Annotated in this window: 9 protein-coding genes; 3 read left to right on the top strand and 6 right to left on the bottom strand. The window is 73.7% G+C overall.

Annotated elements, in window-relative coordinates:
* Window positions 1–1173: 1173 nt before the first annotated feature.
* Together RVR_RS31485 and RVR_RS31480 are read right to left on the bottom strand one after the other, a co-directional pair.
* Complete coding sequence (locus RVR_RS31485; protein WP_202237298.1) at window positions 1174–2445, bottom strand: cytochrome P450; 1272 nt, start codon at window positions 2443–2445, stop codon at window positions 1174–1176.
* Between the two features lie 150 nt (window positions 2446–2595).
* Entirely contained in the window at window positions 2596–4095 is a 1500-nt protein-coding gene (locus tag RVR_RS31480) for an aldehyde dehydrogenase (protein ID WP_202237297.1), read from the bottom strand.
* A 285-nt stretch (window positions 4096–4380) separates the two neighbouring features.
* Here RVR_RS31480 and hemE point away from each other — a divergent pair, with 285 nt between their 5' ends.
* On the top strand, window positions 4381–5496 hold the full coding sequence (hemE, locus tag RVR_RS31475) for a uroporphyrinogen decarboxylase (RefSeq protein ID WP_202237296.1): 1116 nt from the start codon (window positions 4381–4383) through the stop codon (window positions 5494–5496).
* A 3-nt stretch (window positions 5497–5499) separates the two neighbouring features.
* Here hemE and RVR_RS31470 read toward each other — a convergent pair whose 3' ends face one another.
* The 3 genes from RVR_RS31470 to RVR_RS31460 all read right to left on the bottom strand — a co-directional run bounded on the left by RVR_RS31470 (window position 5500) and on the right by RVR_RS31460 (window position 7768).
* A complete protein-coding gene (locus tag RVR_RS31470; RefSeq protein WP_202237295.1) occupies window positions 5500–6807 on the bottom strand; it encodes a cytochrome P450 in 1308 nt (435 codons plus the stop codon).
* Between the two features lies 1 nt (window position 6808).
* Window positions 6809–7024: a ferredoxin gene (locus tag RVR_RS31465; RefSeq protein ID WP_237405072.1), complete on the bottom strand. Its 216-nt coding sequence runs from the start codon at window positions 7022–7024 to the stop codon at window positions 6809–6811.
* A gap of 414 nt (window positions 7025–7438) precedes the next feature.
* Window positions 7439–7768 carry a hypothetical protein gene (locus tag RVR_RS31460; RefSeq protein ID WP_202237294.1) on the bottom strand — a complete coding sequence of 110 codons (330 nt, stop codon included), beginning with the start codon at window positions 7766–7768 and terminating at the stop codon, window positions 7439–7441.
* A gap of 503 nt (window positions 7769–8271) precedes the next feature.
* Between RVR_RS31460 and RVR_RS38050 the strand changes: the two genes are divergently transcribed.
* A complete protein-coding gene (locus RVR_RS38050; protein ID WP_237405071.1) occupies window positions 8272–8472 on the top strand; it encodes a ferredoxin in 201 nt (66 codons plus the stop codon).
* A gap of 1 nt (window position 8473) precedes the next feature.
* Entirely contained in the window at window positions 8474–9745 is a 1272-nt protein-coding gene (locus RVR_RS31450) for a cytochrome P450 (protein WP_202237292.1), read from the top strand.
* A 255-nt stretch (window positions 9746–10000) separates the two neighbouring features.
* On the opposite strand, the gene RVR_RS31445 is transcribed toward RVR_RS31450, so the two are convergent.
* A complete protein-coding gene (locus tag RVR_RS31445; RefSeq protein WP_202237291.1) occupies window positions 10001–16339 on the bottom strand; it encodes a type I polyketide synthase in 6339 nt (2112 codons plus the stop codon).
* Between the last annotated feature and the right edge of the window lie 250 nt (window positions 16340–16589).

The following is a 16589-nucleotide window of genomic DNA, read 5'->3' as shown; positions in this document are numbered from 1 at the left end:
GTCCATCCGTCCCCCGCGAAAAAGGAGATGAGCGTTCTGGGAAGGCCGTGAGCCTGTGCCGGCCGGTACCGTCCGCCGTGGCGGCGCCTGTGCGCTCAGGTCATCGGTGTCATGCACGCTGACCACACCGCGCCCGGTCCCGGTACCGCGGTCCCCCGGCACCAGTCAGCGGGAGAGCCGGCGCCCGGGACGACCGTGTGCCTGGCGCCGATCCCCGGGTGCCGGCCGACGGCGCGGCCGGGCGGCGCATCGGCGATCGCCGGACGTCGCCCCGTCCCGCGCCGGCTGGTCCGGCGGCACGGACACGGAGCCCGCCGCGCACCGGTCGCCCTCGACCCGGCCACGGCGAATCGCGCCCCAAGACACGCGGCAGGCTCACCGGCCGATCTTCCAGTCCCTCATAGGTGAAAGCTCACCACGTGGGCGAACGGCCGAAAATGACGCCGTTCCACCAGGCGCCCCATCGGGAGGCAACCAGATCATCCCGGCGGGGCGCCGAATCGGACAACCGGCGCACGCCCCTGTGGGCGCACAGGCGCATCCGGGCGGTCAGCGCCCAAAGAGCGCGGAGTTCCCGGTGGATGGAACTCCGTTGCGCGACGGACCACCCGCCGGGCGGGGCCCGGCCCGCGAACTGCGCGCGAGCGGCCGGCGGAGGACGGGTGCGGACGGGAACGGACGGATCTCCACCCGTCGCCGTGGCGGCTCGCCCGTCGGCAGCGGCGCCGAGCCGGGGCGCCGAGCCGGGGCGCCGAGCCGGGGCGCCGAGGCGCCGAGCCGGGGTGCCGTGTTCGCCGGGGCGCATGCCGCAGGGACCGCTTGCGGTGCACGGCTCACCGTCGTGCCCTGACGGCCCATGGGATCGGGCCGCCGTGCCCGCCTGCGCCCGATGCGGGTGCGTCACACGCTTGAGGCGGATCCTGCTCGGGGCGGGGAGGAACCGCGGGCTGTCCCCGGCCGGCACCGCGGTGATGAGGCCCTCCAGCCGTGCGTATCCGCCGCCCGCGCGCCCCGCCGCCCGACCGGACCGGCACCCGACGTGACCGCCCTCAGACCGACGAGACCGCCGCCCGCCCGACCGACCGCCCCGGCGCCCGACAAGACCACCGCCCGACCGACCGGCGCCCGACAAGACCGCCGCCCGACCGACCCTCCGCCCGGACGGGACCGCCCTCAGACCGACGTGGTCAACTGGAGGTGCTCAAGGCCGCGCAGGACGGTGTGGGGCTTCCACACGGGCGGCTCGGCCAGCCGGGACCCGGCCAGGACAGGCAGCAGGTGGCGCAGGGCGATGGCGGCCTCGGCGCGTCCCAGCGGAGCGCCCAGGCAGAAGTGGATCCCGTGGCCGAACGACAGGTGGCGGCGGGCGGGGCGGAGGAAGTCGAAGTCCTCCGGGTCGTCGCCGAGTGCCTCGTCGCGGTTGGCCGCGCCGAGGAGTATGAGGGCACGCGCGCCGGCCGGGACCGTGGTGTCGCCGACCGTGGTGTCCTCCAGCGCGGACCGGACGAGGATCTGGATGGGCGGGTCGTAGCGCACGGCCTCCTCGACGCACCTCTCGACCAGGTCCGGGTCGGCCCGCAGGGCGGCGAGCTGCGCGGGGTGGTGGAGCAGGGCGAGCACGGACCCGCCGATGACACTGCGGGTGGTCTCGTGGCCGGCGATGAGCAGCAGCCGGCAGGTGACGACGATCTCGTGCTCGGTCAGCGTGCCGTCCTCGTCGTGGACGTGGACGAGGGCGGAGACGAGGTCGTCGCCCGGTTCGCGGCGCCGCTTGGGGATCAGTTCCCCGAGGTACGCGTGGAAGCTGTCCCGGGCCGCGCGCAACGTGACGCGGTCCTCGGGTGTGATGAGGAAGCCGGGGTCGATGCTCCGGGACAGTTGCGCGGACCAGGCCACCACCATCGGCCGGTCGGCCTCCGGGATGCCGAGCATCTCGCTGATCACCCGGACCGGCAGCGGGAGCGCGACGTCGCGGATGACGTCGAAGCTCGGGCCGAGGCCGCCCACCAGCTCGCCGGTGATTCCCTCGATGCGCGGCATCAGTGCCCGGACGCTCGCCGGGGTAAGGGCGCGGGACACCAGGCGGCGCAGCCGCGTGTGGTCGGGCGGGTTCAGCCGCAGCATGTTGCTGGCGTTGTCCTGGGCGGTGACCACGGCCGTGTCGTCGTCGGCGGCGCTGGCCGTCTCCGGGGCGGCGGATGCCGGCCGGCCGGTGCCCCGCCACAGGCTGCGCAGCGGGCTGGCCTCGCGCGGTGACTGGCCGAAGGCCGAGCTGCTGAGGACCGCCGCGCAGTCCTCGTAGCGGCTGAAGACGAACAGTTTCTCGTGCGGGCGGACGACCGGCTGCCGCGCACGCCACTTCGCGTATTCCGGGTACGGGTCACCGTGGCCGAAGAGGGCGGCGAGGGCCTTGAGCTCCTCCGGGCGGACCTGAAGGTCGGTCATCAGTGTGTCCCTCGTCGGCTGTGCGGGCCCACGGATGAGCCGGGTGGTCAGTTCGGTGGGGTGCCGACCGGCGTGGCGGGCCGGGGCCGGCGACGTGCGGCCCGGTCCGCGGGCACGCGGTGGGCGGACGCGGTGTCGAGGCGGGCGCCGTCACAGGACGGTGTCCTCGTACCCGGTCGGCCGTCCTTCGAGGATCACGGTCTTGGTTTCGAGGTAGGGCAGCAGTCCCTCGCGACCGCCTTCGCGGCCGATGCCGGACTGCTTGAACCCGCCGAACGCGATGCCGAGGTCGCTGCGCAGCGCGTTGTGTCCGACGGTGCCGGAGCGCAGTTGCGCGGCGACCTCGCGGGCTCGGTCGACGTCGTCGGTGAACACCGCCGCGTTGAGGCCGTAGACGGTGTCGTTGGCGATCCGGATCGCGTCCTGTTCGTCGGCCGCGGGGATGACGGACAGCACGGGGCCGAAGATCTCCTCCTGGGCGATGACCGAGCGGTTGTCGACGTTGCCGAAGACGGTGGGCTCGACGTACCAGCCGCGGGTCAGGCCCCTCGGGCGGCCGCCGCCGGCGGCCAGCGTGGCCCCTTCCGCGACGCCCTTGGCGATGTATCCCTCGACGCGGTCCCGCTGGCGGCCGGCCGCCAGCGGCCCCATCTGCGAGCGCGGGTCGAACGGGTCCCCGACGCGTACCCGGGAGAACACGCCGGCGAGGGCCTCGACCAGTTCGTCGTGCCGCGGGCGGCTGACCACGATCCGGGTCAGCGACGAGCAGACCTGCCCGGTGAGGAAGCACTCGGCCTGGGCGAGGCTGCGGGCGGCCGTGGCGAGGTCCATGTCGTCGAGGACGACGGCGGCGGACTTGCCGCCGAGCTCCAGCGTGCAGCGGGCCACGCGCTCGCCACAGAGGGAGGCGATGCGCCGTCCGGCGGCCGTCGACCCGGTGAACGTGATCTTGTCCACCCGCGGGTCGCGCACCAGCAGTTCGGACACCTCGCGGTCCGCGGTGACGACGTTGACCACGCCGGGCGGCAGTCCGGCCGCCGCGGCGGCCTCGGCGAGCAGGTAGCCCTCTCCCGGCGCCTCGGGCGCCGATTTCAGGATCACCGTGCACCCGGCGAGCAGTGCGGGGCCGACCTTGTTGCTGATCATGCCCATCGGGGCGTTCCACGGGATGATCGCGCCGACCACGCCGGCCGGCTCACGGACGATCATGCCGAACTGTCCGCCGGCCGTCGGCTTGACCGGTTCCTCGAACGGGAAGGTGCGGGCCAGCGCGGCGTACCGCTTGAAGGCGGTCTCCGCGCCGGTGCCGGCGTTGGCGGCGAAGGTGTGCAGGACGCCGGACTCGCGCGGCCAGATCTCGGCGATGTCCTCGCCGCGGAGCCTGAGTTCCGCGCCGATCGCCCGCAGGTAACCGGCCCGCTCGGCCGGCGTCAGGCGCGGCCAGGGGCCTTCGTCGAAGGCTTGGCGCGCCGCCTCGACGGCCCTGGACATGTCGGCGGCCTGCGCCTGCGCGACTTTGAAGTAGAGCTCCTCGGTCGCGGAGTCGATCACGTCGATCTCGGCGCCGGACGACGGCACCACCCACTGCCCGCCGATGAAGAAGCGGTCCGTCCGACCGATCGGTGCCTCCGCGCGTACCGCCAGGCTCATCCGGTCTTCCTCCCGATCGCCGTCTCGACGGCGCTCATGTTCGCGCGCGCCGGGCGGGGCGTACATGGCGCTCCGCCTGTGATCCGCCACTGCGGGGTAACCGGGGACTCCTTTCCGGGGCGCGGCCCGTCCGGGTGCCGCACCGGCCACGTGGCCGACCCGCCAGGCGCTCACCGGGACGGCCCTGCGAGCTCTGCTACGCTGCCACGGGCCCCCTTTCGAGGGGGCTGACGTCTCTACTTGGGTCCCGTGGACACCCGGGGCGATTCAACAGGATGGAACAGCGTGGACATCGGCACCCGGGATGCGGTCGGTCCGAAGCCGGGGTCCGGCAACGTCCAGCCCAGGAAGCTGCTCCTGCGGGCACTCGCGGGAGAGCGGACCGAGCGGCCGCCGGTGTGGCTGATGCGGCAGGCCGGGCGCTACCTGCCCGAGTACCACAAGGTCCGGGAGGCGGCCGGGGGCATGGTGGGGCTCTGCACCACGCCCGAGCACGCCGTCGAGGTCACCCTGCAGCCGCTGCGCCGCTTCCCGCTGGACGCCGCCATCGTGTTCGCGGACCTTCCGCAGGTCGCCGCCGCGCTGGGCCAGACCCTGGACTACCGGGTGGGCGAGGGGCCGGTGTTGACGCCGCCGGTCCGTTCGACGGCGGACATCGCGGAGTTCCTGAGCATCTCCCGCCTGCACGAGGAACTGGCCCCGATCTACGAGACGGTCAGCCGGCTCACCCGTGCCCTGCCCGCCGAGACGGCCCTGATCGGGTATGCCGGCGCACCGTGGACCATCGCCACCTACATGGTCGAAGGCCGCGGCGGTGCCGCGTCGGAGCACTCCACCGTCAAGCAGTGGGCGCTGAGCGACCCCGACGGGTTCCAGCCCCTGATGGACCTGTTGACGACCGCGGTCACCCAGTTCCTGGGCCGTCAGATCGAGGCGGGCGCGGAAGCGGTCCAGTTGTTCGACACCTGGGCCGGGGTACTTCCGGACGTCCTCTTCGACCGCTGGTGCGTCAAGCCGGCCGCCGCCATCATCAGCGCGCTGAAGGCGCAGTACCCGGACGTCCCCGTCATCGTGTTCCCCCGGGGCGCCGGGCTCTCCTACAACGGCTTCGCCGAGGCGACGGGCGCGGACTGCATCGGCCTGGACTCGACGGTTCCCCTCGACTGGGCCGCACGCAACCTCCAGGGTGCGCTGGGCCGTTGCGTGCAGGGCAACCTCGATCCCCAGTTGCTGATCGCCGGCGGCCCCGCGCTCCACGCCGAGACGGAGCGCATCCTGCGCGGCCTGAGCGGGGGGCCGTTCGTGTTCAACCTGGGACACGGGATCAACAAGACCACGCCCATCGAGCACATCTCCGCCGTCGTGGAGCAGGTGCGCGCCTGGCGCACGCCCGCGGTGTAGTGGCTACCGCGGTCCGTCCGGCGTCAGCGGGGTCCGTCGGCCGACGCTGAGCGGAAGGCACACCGGTCCGCGGGCCAGGCGCCCGCCCCAGACCACCGTGGACGGGTCCTGGAGGTCGAACTCGGGGATCCGTTCCAGCCAGACCTCCAGTGCGACGCGCAGTTCCATGCGGGCCAGGTGCGAGCCCAGGCAGCGGTGGATGCCCAGGCCGAACGCTGCGTGCCGGTTGGCCTCGCGGTCGATGACGACCTCGTCGGCCCGCTCGAACTGGGCCGGGTCGCGGTTGGCGGCCGGGAAGGAGAGCAGGATCCAGTCGTCGGCCTTCATGTCCACGCCACGCCAGTGCATGTCGTCCTTCACCAGCCGGGCCATGGTGACCGGCGTGAACGCGCGGAGGAACTCCTCCAGCGCGGTCGGCAGCAGCTCGGGCTCGGCCACCAGGCGCTCGCGGTCCCGCGGGTTCCCCGCCAGGTGCCACAGGGACGAGCCGATCGCCTTGGTCGTCGTGCCGATGCCCGCCGCGAAGAGCAGCAGCATCATGCTGATGATGTGGTTCGGGTCGAGCTTGCGGCCGCGGAGCTCCACTTCGAGCAGGTAGCTGATGAGGTCCTCACGCGGGTTCCTGACGTGCTCCTTGATCTCCGCGAGCAGGAAGACGAACATCTTGCTGAGCTGTTCGACGTGCTCGTCCCGCGAGTCGAGGGCGTCCTCGCGGTTGATGTTCGCGATGAGGTCGCGGAACAGCTTCCGGTCCCCCTGCGGGATGCCGAGCAGGTCGCCGATGACCTGTTCGGGGACCTTCTGCGCGTACGCCTCGGCCGCGTCGACGACGTCCCGCCCCTCGAAGCCGTCGATGAGGGAGTGGCAGTAGGCCCTCGTGGTCGGCTCCAGCCTGGCGACGGCGGTCTTGGTGAACGCCGGCAGCAGCAGCTTGCGCGCGCCGTGGTGGAACGGCGGGTCGGAGGTGATGGGCGGCGCTTCGCCGATCGGCGCCAGGTCACGCGGCGGCCGGAAGTTGCCCACGTTCACCGAGCGCGAGGAGAAGTTCTCGGTGTCGTAGGCGACCGCCGCGATGTCCTCGTAGCGGGTCGGCACCCACGCGCCGCCGAACCGCTCGGTGTGCGCGATCGGGCACCGCTGCCGCAGGTCGTCCATGATCGGGAAGGGGTCGGCGGTCCACCGCGGGTCCAGGTGCGAGAAGTCCGTCGCCCAGTCGGTGACCGGACCGGAGATCGTCTCGCTGCGGACGCTGTGGTACTGGTCCCGGTTCGGGTCCCGGAAGTCCTTGTTGAAGCGGTCGTCGGCGGCCACGTCACGTCCCCTCCGTCACGGTGATCGCCCGTTCCGGGCAACTCGCGACCGCGCGGCGGGCCTCGCGCTCGTCACCCGGCGGCACGCTGCCGTCACCGGGTACGTTGCCGTAGCCCTCGGCGTCCTCGCCGAACACGGCGGGGGCGATGTCGTAGCAGCGGCCGTGTCCCTGGCAGCGCCCGGAGTCGATCAGTACGTCCACAGTGAACCGTCCCACCTGTCATGAGGCTGATCCGCATGGTCCCGTCCGGCCGTCCTGCACGGCAGGCCGGCGGCGGCGGAGGTCTCCGGGCGGGCGGCGGCGCCCCGGCCCGGCGGGTTCGGCGGGCGAACGGGCCCCATGGCCACGGGCGGTCCCCTCGGCCTGCGGTCGAACCGGATACCTGCGGTGCTCATGCTGCCCGGCGCCGCACGGTCGCGGAAAGGGAGACCGGCCATCGCCCGGCCATCGCGGGGTAACCGCGTGCCCATCGGGGGACGCCGCGGCCCGGGTGCGGCGCCCTCGGCGGGATCGGCCGGGGATCCGGGGGCCGACGTGCAGAAACACGCCGCCGGTGGATCGGACGGCGTGTGTCTGTGCGGCGGTGCCGCGGCTCCACGGCGGGTTCGGGCCGGTGGGCGCGGCCCGCTCTCAGTCGGTGCCGGCGCCGACGGCCACCGGCTCCTCGGCTTCGACCGCGCCGCCCTCGCCGCCCTCGCCGCCCGCCGGCTGGGCCGGGACGAAGAGCTCGGAGACGCTGAGGTCCGTCACCTCCGCCACCGCCGCGAGAGCCGATTCGATGGCCTCGGCCAGTGTCGGGGAGTCGGCGTCGTCGATGTCCATCTTCGTGACGGTGAGCTCGGCGTCGGTCGGGAGCACGTCGGTGCCGAAGTCGGCGGCGCCGCCGCACCCCACCTTCAGGGCGGCCATCTCGTCCTCCGTAATCTCCCGGCTGAGAACCAGCGAGAACACATACCCCATGGACTGTCACCTTTTCGTCTTCGTATCGCGGATACGCACTTCAGCAGGCGGATGTGTCGTCAGAGGGCGGTGTACCCGCATCCGGCCGACCCTCAAGGGTCGCCATCCCCTCGTCGTCGCCAGGCACGCAGCGCCCTCATGCTCGCCGGGGCCGCGTGGCCGTGTAAAGGGCGGCCGGCCATCCCTCGGGCACTGAGGGGTAACCGGCACACGCCGCCGGGCGGACCGCGGCCCCGTCACCACCGGGAGCGGTTGTCACCGTTGTCGTCGAGGGCGCCAGCGTGCCGCCATGGGCACGCGGTTACCCCGCGATGGCCGGGCGATGGCCGGTCTCCCTTTCCGCGACCGTGCGGCGCCGGGAAGCATGGACCGTCTCGCACGCGGCCCGTCGCACGCCGGGAGGACCGCTCACGGGCATCGGCCCACTGGACCGGCCGAGCCCGGCAGGACGAGGTGTGCCGGCGGGCGTGCGGACCACTTTCACGACAAGGGGACGGTTCACTGTGGACGTACGGATCGACTCCGGGCGCTGCCAGGGACACGGCCGCTGCTACGACATCGCCCCCGCCGTGTTCGGCGAGGACGCCGAGGGCTACGGCAACGTACCCGGTGACGGCAGCGTGCCGCCGGGTGACGAGCGCGAGGCCCGCCGCGCGGTCGCGAGTTGCCCGGAACGGGCGATCACCGTGACGGAGGGGACGTGACGTGGCCGCCGACGACCGCTTCAACAAGGACTTCCGCCATACCGACCGGGACCGCTTCCACGTCTCGCGCGGCGAGATCGTCACCGGTCCGGTCACCGACTGGGCGACGGACTTCTCGCACCTGGACCCGCGGTGGACCGCCGATCCCTTCCCGATCATGGACGACCTGCGGCAGCGGTGTCCGATCGCGCACACCGAGCGGTTCGGCGGCGCGTGGGTGCCGACCCGCTACGAGGATGTCGCGGCGATCGCCTACGACACCGACCGCTTCTCCTCGCTCGGCACCAACCTGAGCGAGTTCCGGCCGCCGCGTGACCTGGCGCCGATCGGCGAAGCGCCGCCCATCACCTCCGACCCGCCGTTCCACCACGGCGCGCGCAAGCTGCTGCTGCCGGCGTTCACCAAGACCGCCGTCGCCAAGCTGGAGCCCGGCACGAGGGCCTACTGCCACTCCCTCATCGACCGCTTCGCGGGACGGGCCGTCGTCGACGCGGCCGAGGAGTACGCGCAGCAGATCCCGAGCCGGGTCATCGGGGACATGCTGGGCCTGCCGCCGGAGGACAGGCAGCGGTTCCACGAGCTCGCCACCAAGCTGGAGGGCGAGGGCAAGCAGTCGCGCGACGAGCGCGTCAAACACATGGGCAGGGTGTTCATCTACCTCCTCGCGGAGGTCGACAAGCACGTCGAGCAGCCGCGTGACGACCTCATCAGCTACCTGCTCGAAGCGGAGCTCCACGGCCGCAAGCTCGAACCGAACCACGTCATCGGCACCGTCATGCTGCTGCTCATCGCCGGCATCAGCACCACCTACAGCGCCATCGGCACGTCCCTGTGGCACCTGGCGGGGAACCCGCGGGACCGCGAGCGCCTGGTGGCCGAGCCCGAGCTGCTGCCGACCGCGCTGGAGGAGTTCCTCCGCGCCTACGCGCCGGTCACCATGGCCCGGCTGGTGAAGGACGACATGCACTGGCGTGGCGTGGACATGAAGGCCGACGACTGGATCCTGCTCTCCTTCCCGGCCGCCAACCGCGACCCGGCCCAGTTCGAGCGGGCCGACGAGGTCGTCATCGACCGCGAGGCCAACCGGCACGCAGCGTTCGGCCTGGGCATCCACCGCTGCCTGGGCTCGCACCTGGCCCGCATGGAACTGCGCGTCGCACTGGAGGTCTGGCTGGAACGGGTGCCGGAGTTCAGCCTCCGGGACCCGTCCACGGTGGCCTGGGGCGGGACCCAGGCCCGTGGGCCGAAGGCCCTTCCTCTGCGCATCCGCTAGAAGATCACGGGAAACTCCGGTGCCGGCCCGCGGTGGTGACGCGGGCCGGACTTCTGTGTGCGCGGCGGGAACGGGCCCGGGTGTCGGGTCGGGCCGGTGGGGGGAGACCTCGACTTCTCCTACGGCACCCTGGACCCTGACCGCAGCCACGCCGTGACGCCCGGAGGGCGGCCCCGCCACCTGCGCGGGCCGCCCTCGGAGCAGGATCTCCGCTGGTCCTCCAGGGCCTGTCCGGCGGGATCCGCCGGACAGGCGCTAGCCGACCATGTCCAGCAGGGCCAGCAGGCGGGAGCGGGCGTAGGTGCGCAGCTCGTCGTCGACGTCCCCGTCCTTCGCGAGGGCCGTCTCGAGCTGGGCGAACTGGCTGACGATGCCCTCGGCGGGGGCCCCGGCTCCGGGAGCGGGTTCGTCACCGAACTGCCCCGCGAGGTGCCGGGCGAGTTCGGCCGGTGTCGGGTGGTCGAAGACGAGGGTGGCGGGGAGGGTGAGGCCGGTCTCGGTGGCGAGGCGGTTGCGGAGCTCCAGCGCGGTGAGGGAGTCGATGCCCATGTCGCGAATGCGGCGCTCGGGGTCGATGTCCTCGGGGCTGGCATGGCCCAGCACGACCGCGGTGGCTGCCTGGACGGCCCGCAGGACCTCGCGCTCGCGGTCGGCGGGGCCGAGGCCGGCCAGCCGCGCGGCCAGCCCGCCCCCGGCCGCGACTGGTGCGGAGGCGTTCGGGCGGGCCGGAGCGCCGGCCGTCAGACCGCTCAGCAGGGGGTTGCCGGCGCGGGTCAGCGCGGCCAGGTCCAGAGTGGCCGGGATGGGCTGCGGCGTACCCAGCGCGGTAGCGGCGTCGAACAGGGCCAGGCCCTGAGCGGTCGTCATGGGCTGGATGCCCCCGCGGCGCAGGCGGGTCAGGGCCGAGCCGTCCAGATGTCCGCTCATCTCCGAGGTCTGGTCCCACAGTCCCCACGCCAGCGACTGGCCGGCCAGGTGCCGGTCGCGGCGGTAGACGGCCAGCGCGTCCAGGAACGTGTTCGCGGCGGCGTAGCTGCCCTGCCCGGGGCTGCCCATGACCGCCGCGGCCGAGGAGTACAGGATGAAGCCGGCCAGGTCCGCGCCCTCGGTCAGCTCGTGCAGGTTCCAGGCCGCGTCGGCCTTCGCGGCCAGCACCGGTGCTATCCGCCCGGGCGTCAGCGACTCCACGGTGGCGTCGTCGATCACCCCGGCGGCATGCACCACCGCCGTCAACCGGCGGAGCGCCGTCACCCGGTCCAGCACCGACGCCAGGGCGTCGCGGTCGGAGGCGTCGCCGGCCTGCACCCGCACCTCAGCACCCGATCCGGCGAGTTCCGCGACCAGGCGCGCCACACCCGGCGCCGCCGGACCCCGGCGGGACATCAGCAGCAGGTGCCGCATGCCCCGGACCCTCACCAGGTGCCGGGCCAACTCCCCGCCCAGGGTGCCGGTGCCGCCCGTGATCAGCACCGTGCCCTCGGGGTCCCACTGGGCCGGGACGTTCACGACGACCTTGCCGATGTGCCGGGCGGCCTGGAGGTACCGCAGTGCCGCCACCGCCTGCGACAGCTCGAAGCACGTCACCGGCGGCGGAACCAGCGTGCCCGCCTCGAACATCACCCCGAGCTCGGCGAGCATCTCCGCGACCCGCGGCGCACCGGCGTCGATCGTGTCGAACGCCTGGTAGACGACCCCGGGGTGGGCCTCGGCGACCTGCTCGGGGTCGCGGATGTCGGTCTTGCCCATCTCCACGAACCGGCCACCGCGCGGCAGCAACCGCAGGGAGGCGTCCGTGAACTCCCCGGCCAGCGCGTTGACGACCACGTCCATGCCCTCGCCACCGGTCACGGCCAGGAACCGCTCACAGAACGCCAGATCACGGGTCGAGGCGATGTGGCTCTCCTCCACACCCATGGCCCGCAACGCGGACTGCTTGGCCGGACTCGCCGTCGCGAACACCTCCAGCCCCCACGCCTGGGCCAACTGCACCGCGGCCGTGCCGACACCACCCGTACCGGCATGGATGAGGACCCGCTGACCGAACTGGGCCCGGGCCAGATCCCGCAGCCCGTAGAACGCGGTCAGGAACCCGACCGGCACCGCCGCGGCCTGCTGGAACGACCAGCCCTGCGGAACCGGGGCCAGCAGTCGGGCATCCGCCACCCCGACCGGCCCCCACCCCTGCACCAGGCCCATCACCGGCTGACCGGCCGTCAGGCCGGTCACCCCGGGACCGGTCTCCAGCACCACCCCGGCCGCCTCCCCGCCCAGGACCCGCCCGTCTGCGACCACGCCCAGCCCGTACATCACGTCACGGAAGTTCACCCCGGCCGCACGCAGACCCACCCGGACCTGGCCCACCGACAACTCGGCGTCGGCCTGGGCGGCGTCGATCACAGCAGCACTGCCGAGGTCACCCGGCCGGGTCAGCTCGACCCGCCAGTCCGTACCACCGGGCAACGCCAACTCACCGGCTCCGGCTCCGGCCCGGGCCAACCGGCGCCCGAACACCTCCACACCCCCGTCACCGGACCCGATGCGGAGGTCGGGTTCGCCGGCATCCAGCACCGCGGCCAGCACCGTGTCCACGTCGGCGTCCCGACCGGGGTCCAGGCCGGCCGACGGGTCGACGTCGACCAGGACCAGGCGGCCGGGGTGCTCGGTCTGCGCCGAGCGCACCAGACCCGCCGCCGCCGCGCCGGCGAGGTCCCACCCGGCGGCCGCGCCCCGGGTCCAGACCACCAACCGCGCGTCGTCGGTCTCGGGATCGGCCAGCCACTGCTGCACCCAGTCCAGCACCGTCGCGGCAGCCGACTGAGCCGCCCGCGGCGCGGACACCCCCGGCTCGGCCGCCGGCACCACCGCCACCACCACCGGCGCGGCGTCGGACCCGGCCGGCTCACCGTGCCGCACCCACCGGACCCGGGCGGCAGGGGCCTGCGCGACCGGCAGCGCGGCCCAGTCCACCGTGAACAGCGACTGCCCGGCCATCCGGGCGAGCCCGCCCAACTGCCCGGACCCGACCTCCCGCAGCACCAACGACCGTGCCTGGAGCACGGGTTCCCCCACGCCGTCGTACGCGGTGATCGCCACCCCGCCCGACCCGGGTGCCAGGACCACCCGCAGGTGGCGGGCACCGCCGGCCAGCAACCGCACGCCCGACCACGCGAACGGCAGCCCCGTCGCCCCGCCGCCGGCGGCTCCGTTGCCGCTGGCGACGACGGCACCGTGCAGACCCGCGTCAAGCAGCGCGGGGTGCAGCCCGAACCCAGCCGTATCGGCCTGCGGGCCTTCCGGCAGCTCGACCTCGGCGTACACCGTGTCCCCGGCCCGCCACACCTGACGCAGCCCCTGGAACACGGGCCCGTACTGGTAGCCCCGCGCAGCCAGTCGCTCGTAGGCGTCACCCGTCGGGAGCGGCTCCGCGCCCGCCGGAGGCCACGCACCCAGCGGAGCCGGAGCCGGCTCGCTGCCGACCGGGGCCAGTACGCCGGCCGCGTGCAGAACCCACGCGCCCTCCCCCTCACGGGAGGAGATCGCGACGGTCCGCTGTTCCCCGTCGCCGCCCACGCGGACCTGCAACTGGACGGCGCCGTGCTCCGACAGCACCAGCGGTTCCTGGAGCGTCAACTCCTCCAGGACCGGGCACCCGACCAGGTCACCGGCATGCATCGCGAGATCCACGAACGCGGTGCCGGGCAGCAACACCACGCCGTGGACGGCGTGGTCGGCCAGCCACGGGGCCCCGGCCAGCGACAGCCGACCGGTCAGCACCAGCCCGTCACCCTCGGCCAGCCATACCGCCGCCGCCACCATCGCGTGCCCGGAACGCTGCTGGCCGGCCGAGACGGCATCACCACGCCCAGCGGCGGCCCTCGGCCAGTAGCGCTCCCGCTGGAACGGATACGTCGGCAGAGCCACCCTCCGGGCCCTGCCCTCGTCGGCGGTCACCGCGGACCAGTCCACCTCCGCACCCGCCGCCCAGGCAGCGGCCAGCGCGCTCAGCCAGCGGCTGCGGCCTCCCTCGCCGCGCTTCAGGCTGCCCGCCGCCACCACGTCCTCACCGCCCTGCGCGACCGCCATCCCCAGCACCGGGTGCGGGCTGATCTCCACGAACACCCGGTGGCCCTCCGCCGCGAGCGCGGCGACGACCTCGCCGAACCGCACCGGCTCGCGCAGGTTCCGATACCAGTACCCGCTGTCCAGCCCGGCCGTGTCCACCACCGCGGCCTCGACCGTGGACCAGAACGGCACCGCACCGCTGGTCGGAGCGAGTTCCGCCAGGTCTCCGGCCAGGCGCTCCCTCACCGCCTCGGCCTGCGCGGTGTGGCCTGCGACATCCGTCGCGACCGCTCGCGCGCCCCGCTCGGCGTGGGCCTGCGCGAACTGCACGCACGCGGCGGCGGTCCCGGCCACCACCACCTGCCTCGGGCCGTTCACCGCCGCGACCGACAGGTCCTCGCCCCACCGGGCGATCCACTCCCGCACCTCCTCCAACCCGGCGGGCACCGACACCATCCCGCCCGCGCCGGCCAGATGTTCCGCCAGCGCCCGGCTGCGCAGGGCGACCACCCGCGCCCCGTCGTCCAACGACAGGCCGCCCGCCACACACGCCGCGGCGATCTCGCCCTGGCTGTGGCCGAGCACGGCGGCGGGCTCCACCCCCGCCGCCCGCCACAACGCGGCCAGACTCACCATCACCGACCACAGGGCAGGCTGGACGACATCCACCCGGGCCAGCAACTCCGCATCACCCAGCGCCTCACGGAGCCGCCAGTCGACGAACGGCGCCAGGGCCGCCGCGCAGCGCTCCATCGCCGCCGCGAACACCGGCTCCTCGTCCCACAGTTGCAGCCCCATCCCGACCCACTGGCCGCCCTGCCCCGCGAACACGAACACCGGCCGCGGATGCTCTCCGGCCTTCCCGGTCACCGTTCCGGGCGCGTCCCGTCCCTCGGCCGCCGCCGCCAGGCCCGCCAGCAGTTCGTCCCGGTCGCCGCCGGTCACCGCCAGCCGCCGGGGCAGCCCCGTGGCGCGGGTCGTCGCCAGCGAGAACGCCACGTCGTGGACCGTCGTCCGCGGGTGGGAAGCGGCGAAGGCCCTCAACCGGCCGGCCTGCGCGGCCAGGGCCGGCCCGGACTGCGCCGACAGCACCCACACCGCCGGCCCCGCGGGCGGCTCCTCCCCGGCCTCGGGCTCGGCGTCGGCGGGGGCGTCCTGGGGAGGCTGTTCGAGGATGAGGTGGACGTTGGTGCCGCTGATCCCGAACGAGGACACACCGGCCCGGCGCGGGCGGGGGCCGGCCTCCCACGGGCGTGCCCGGGTGAGCAGTTCCACCGCTCCGGCCGACCAGTCCACGTGCGACGACGGGGCGTCCACGTGCAGCGTCTGCGGCAGGACCCCGTGCCGCATCGCCTGCACCATCTTGATCACACCCGCCACACCCGCCGCCGCCTGCGCGTGGCCGATGTTCGACTTCACCGAACCCAACCACAGCGGCCGGCCCTCCGGCCGGTCCTGGCCGTAGGTGGCCAGCAGGGCCTGCGCCTCGATCGGGTCCCCCAGGGCGGTTCCGGTACCGTGCGCCTCCACCACGTCGACGTCGCCGGGTTGCAACCGGGCGCTCGCCAACGCCTGGCGGATCACCCGCTGCTGCGACGGACCGTTCGGCGCCGACAGACCGTTGGACGCCCCGTCCTGGTTCACCGCGCTCCCCGCCACCACCGCCAGCACTTGGTGGCCACGCTCCCGCGCATCCGACAGCCGCTCCAGCACCAGGACCCCGACACCCTCACCCCACCCGGTGCCGTCGGCCGCCTCCGCGAACGGCTTGCACCGCCCGTCGGCGCCCAGAACCCGCTGCCGCGCGAACTCCGCGTACGCCGCCGGGGTGGCCATCACCGTGACACCGCCGGCCAGCGCGATCCCGCACTCCCCGGACCGCAGCGCCTGCGCGGCCAGGTGGATCGCCGTCAGCGACGACGAGCAGGCCGTGTCGATCGAGACCGCGGGACCCTGAAGTCCCAGGCAGTACGCCACCCGGCCCGACGCCACACTCGCCATGGTCCCCGTCAGCCCGTAGCCGCCGCCGGCGTCCTGCCCCCCGACCCGGTACCCGGACGTGATGACCCCGGCGTAGACGCCGGTGTCGGTGCCCTTCAGCGAAGCCGGATCGATGCCCGCGTCCTCCAGTGCCTTCCAGCACGTCTCCAGCAGCAGCCGCTGCTGCGGATCCATCCCCAGCGCCTCACGCGGGCTGATCCCGAAGAACTCCGCGTCGAAGTCACCCGCCCCGGCGAGGAATCCGCCCAGCCGAGCGTAGCCCGGGGCCGCGGCGCCGGAGTCGGGGTCGTGCCTGCCCGCCATGTCCCACCCACGGTCGGCGGGGAACCCCGACATCGTGTCGGCCCCCTCGGCAAGCAGTCCCCAGAAGTCCTCCGGGCTCTCCGCCCCGCCCGGGAAGCGGCAGTCCATCCCCACGATGGCCACCGGTTCGCGCATGCTCTCCTCAAGCCTGCGCAGTCGGCTCTGGAGCTGCCGGCCGTCGTTGATGGCCCGCTTCAGGTAGTCGCGGAGCTTGTCTACCTCGGACATGGCTACTCCTTGTTCCCGGGCGGGCGGTCGGTTGCGTGTCTGCCGAGCATCCGCTCGACCATCCTGTTCACGGCCGGGAACCGCCCGCAGAAGGCGCGGCGCGTCCGAGCGCCCCCGGGCCGCGGAGCGCCTGACCAGAACACCTCACGCGCGCTGTCTCCGATCAGCCGCACCTGCTGGATGCCCGCCTCTTCCGGCCTGTCAGGGGGGAAGGTAGCCATCGGGGCTCACCACCCGAAATGACACCGCT

This window comes from Streptomyces sp. SN-593, from assembly GCF_016756395.1.
Lineage (GTDB): Bacteria > Actinomycetota > Actinomycetes > Streptomycetales > Streptomycetaceae > Actinacidiphila > Actinacidiphila reveromycinica.
Note: the sequence above shows the minus strand (reverse complement) of the source record. Positions and strands in the feature narration are given on the sequence as shown.

What these genes read in the sequence shown, in the direction of transcription:
- RVR_RS31485 (WP_202237298.1), bottom strand. Translation starts at nt 2,445, where the DNA reads ATGACCGACCTTCAGGTCCGCCCGGAGGAGCTCAAGGCCCTCGCCGCC.
- RVR_RS31480 (WP_202237297.1), bottom strand. Translation starts at nt 4,095, where the DNA reads ATGAGCCTGGCGGTACGCGCGGAGGCACCGATCGGTCGGACGGACCGC.
- RVR_RS31460 (WP_202237294.1), bottom strand. Translation starts at nt 7,768, where the DNA reads ATGGGGTATGTGTTCTCGCTGGTTCTCAGCCGGGAGATTACGGAGGAC.
- RVR_RS31445 (WP_202237291.1), bottom strand. Translation starts at nt 16,339, where the DNA reads ATGTCCGAGGTAGACAAGCTCCGCGACTACCTGAAGCGGGCCATCAAC.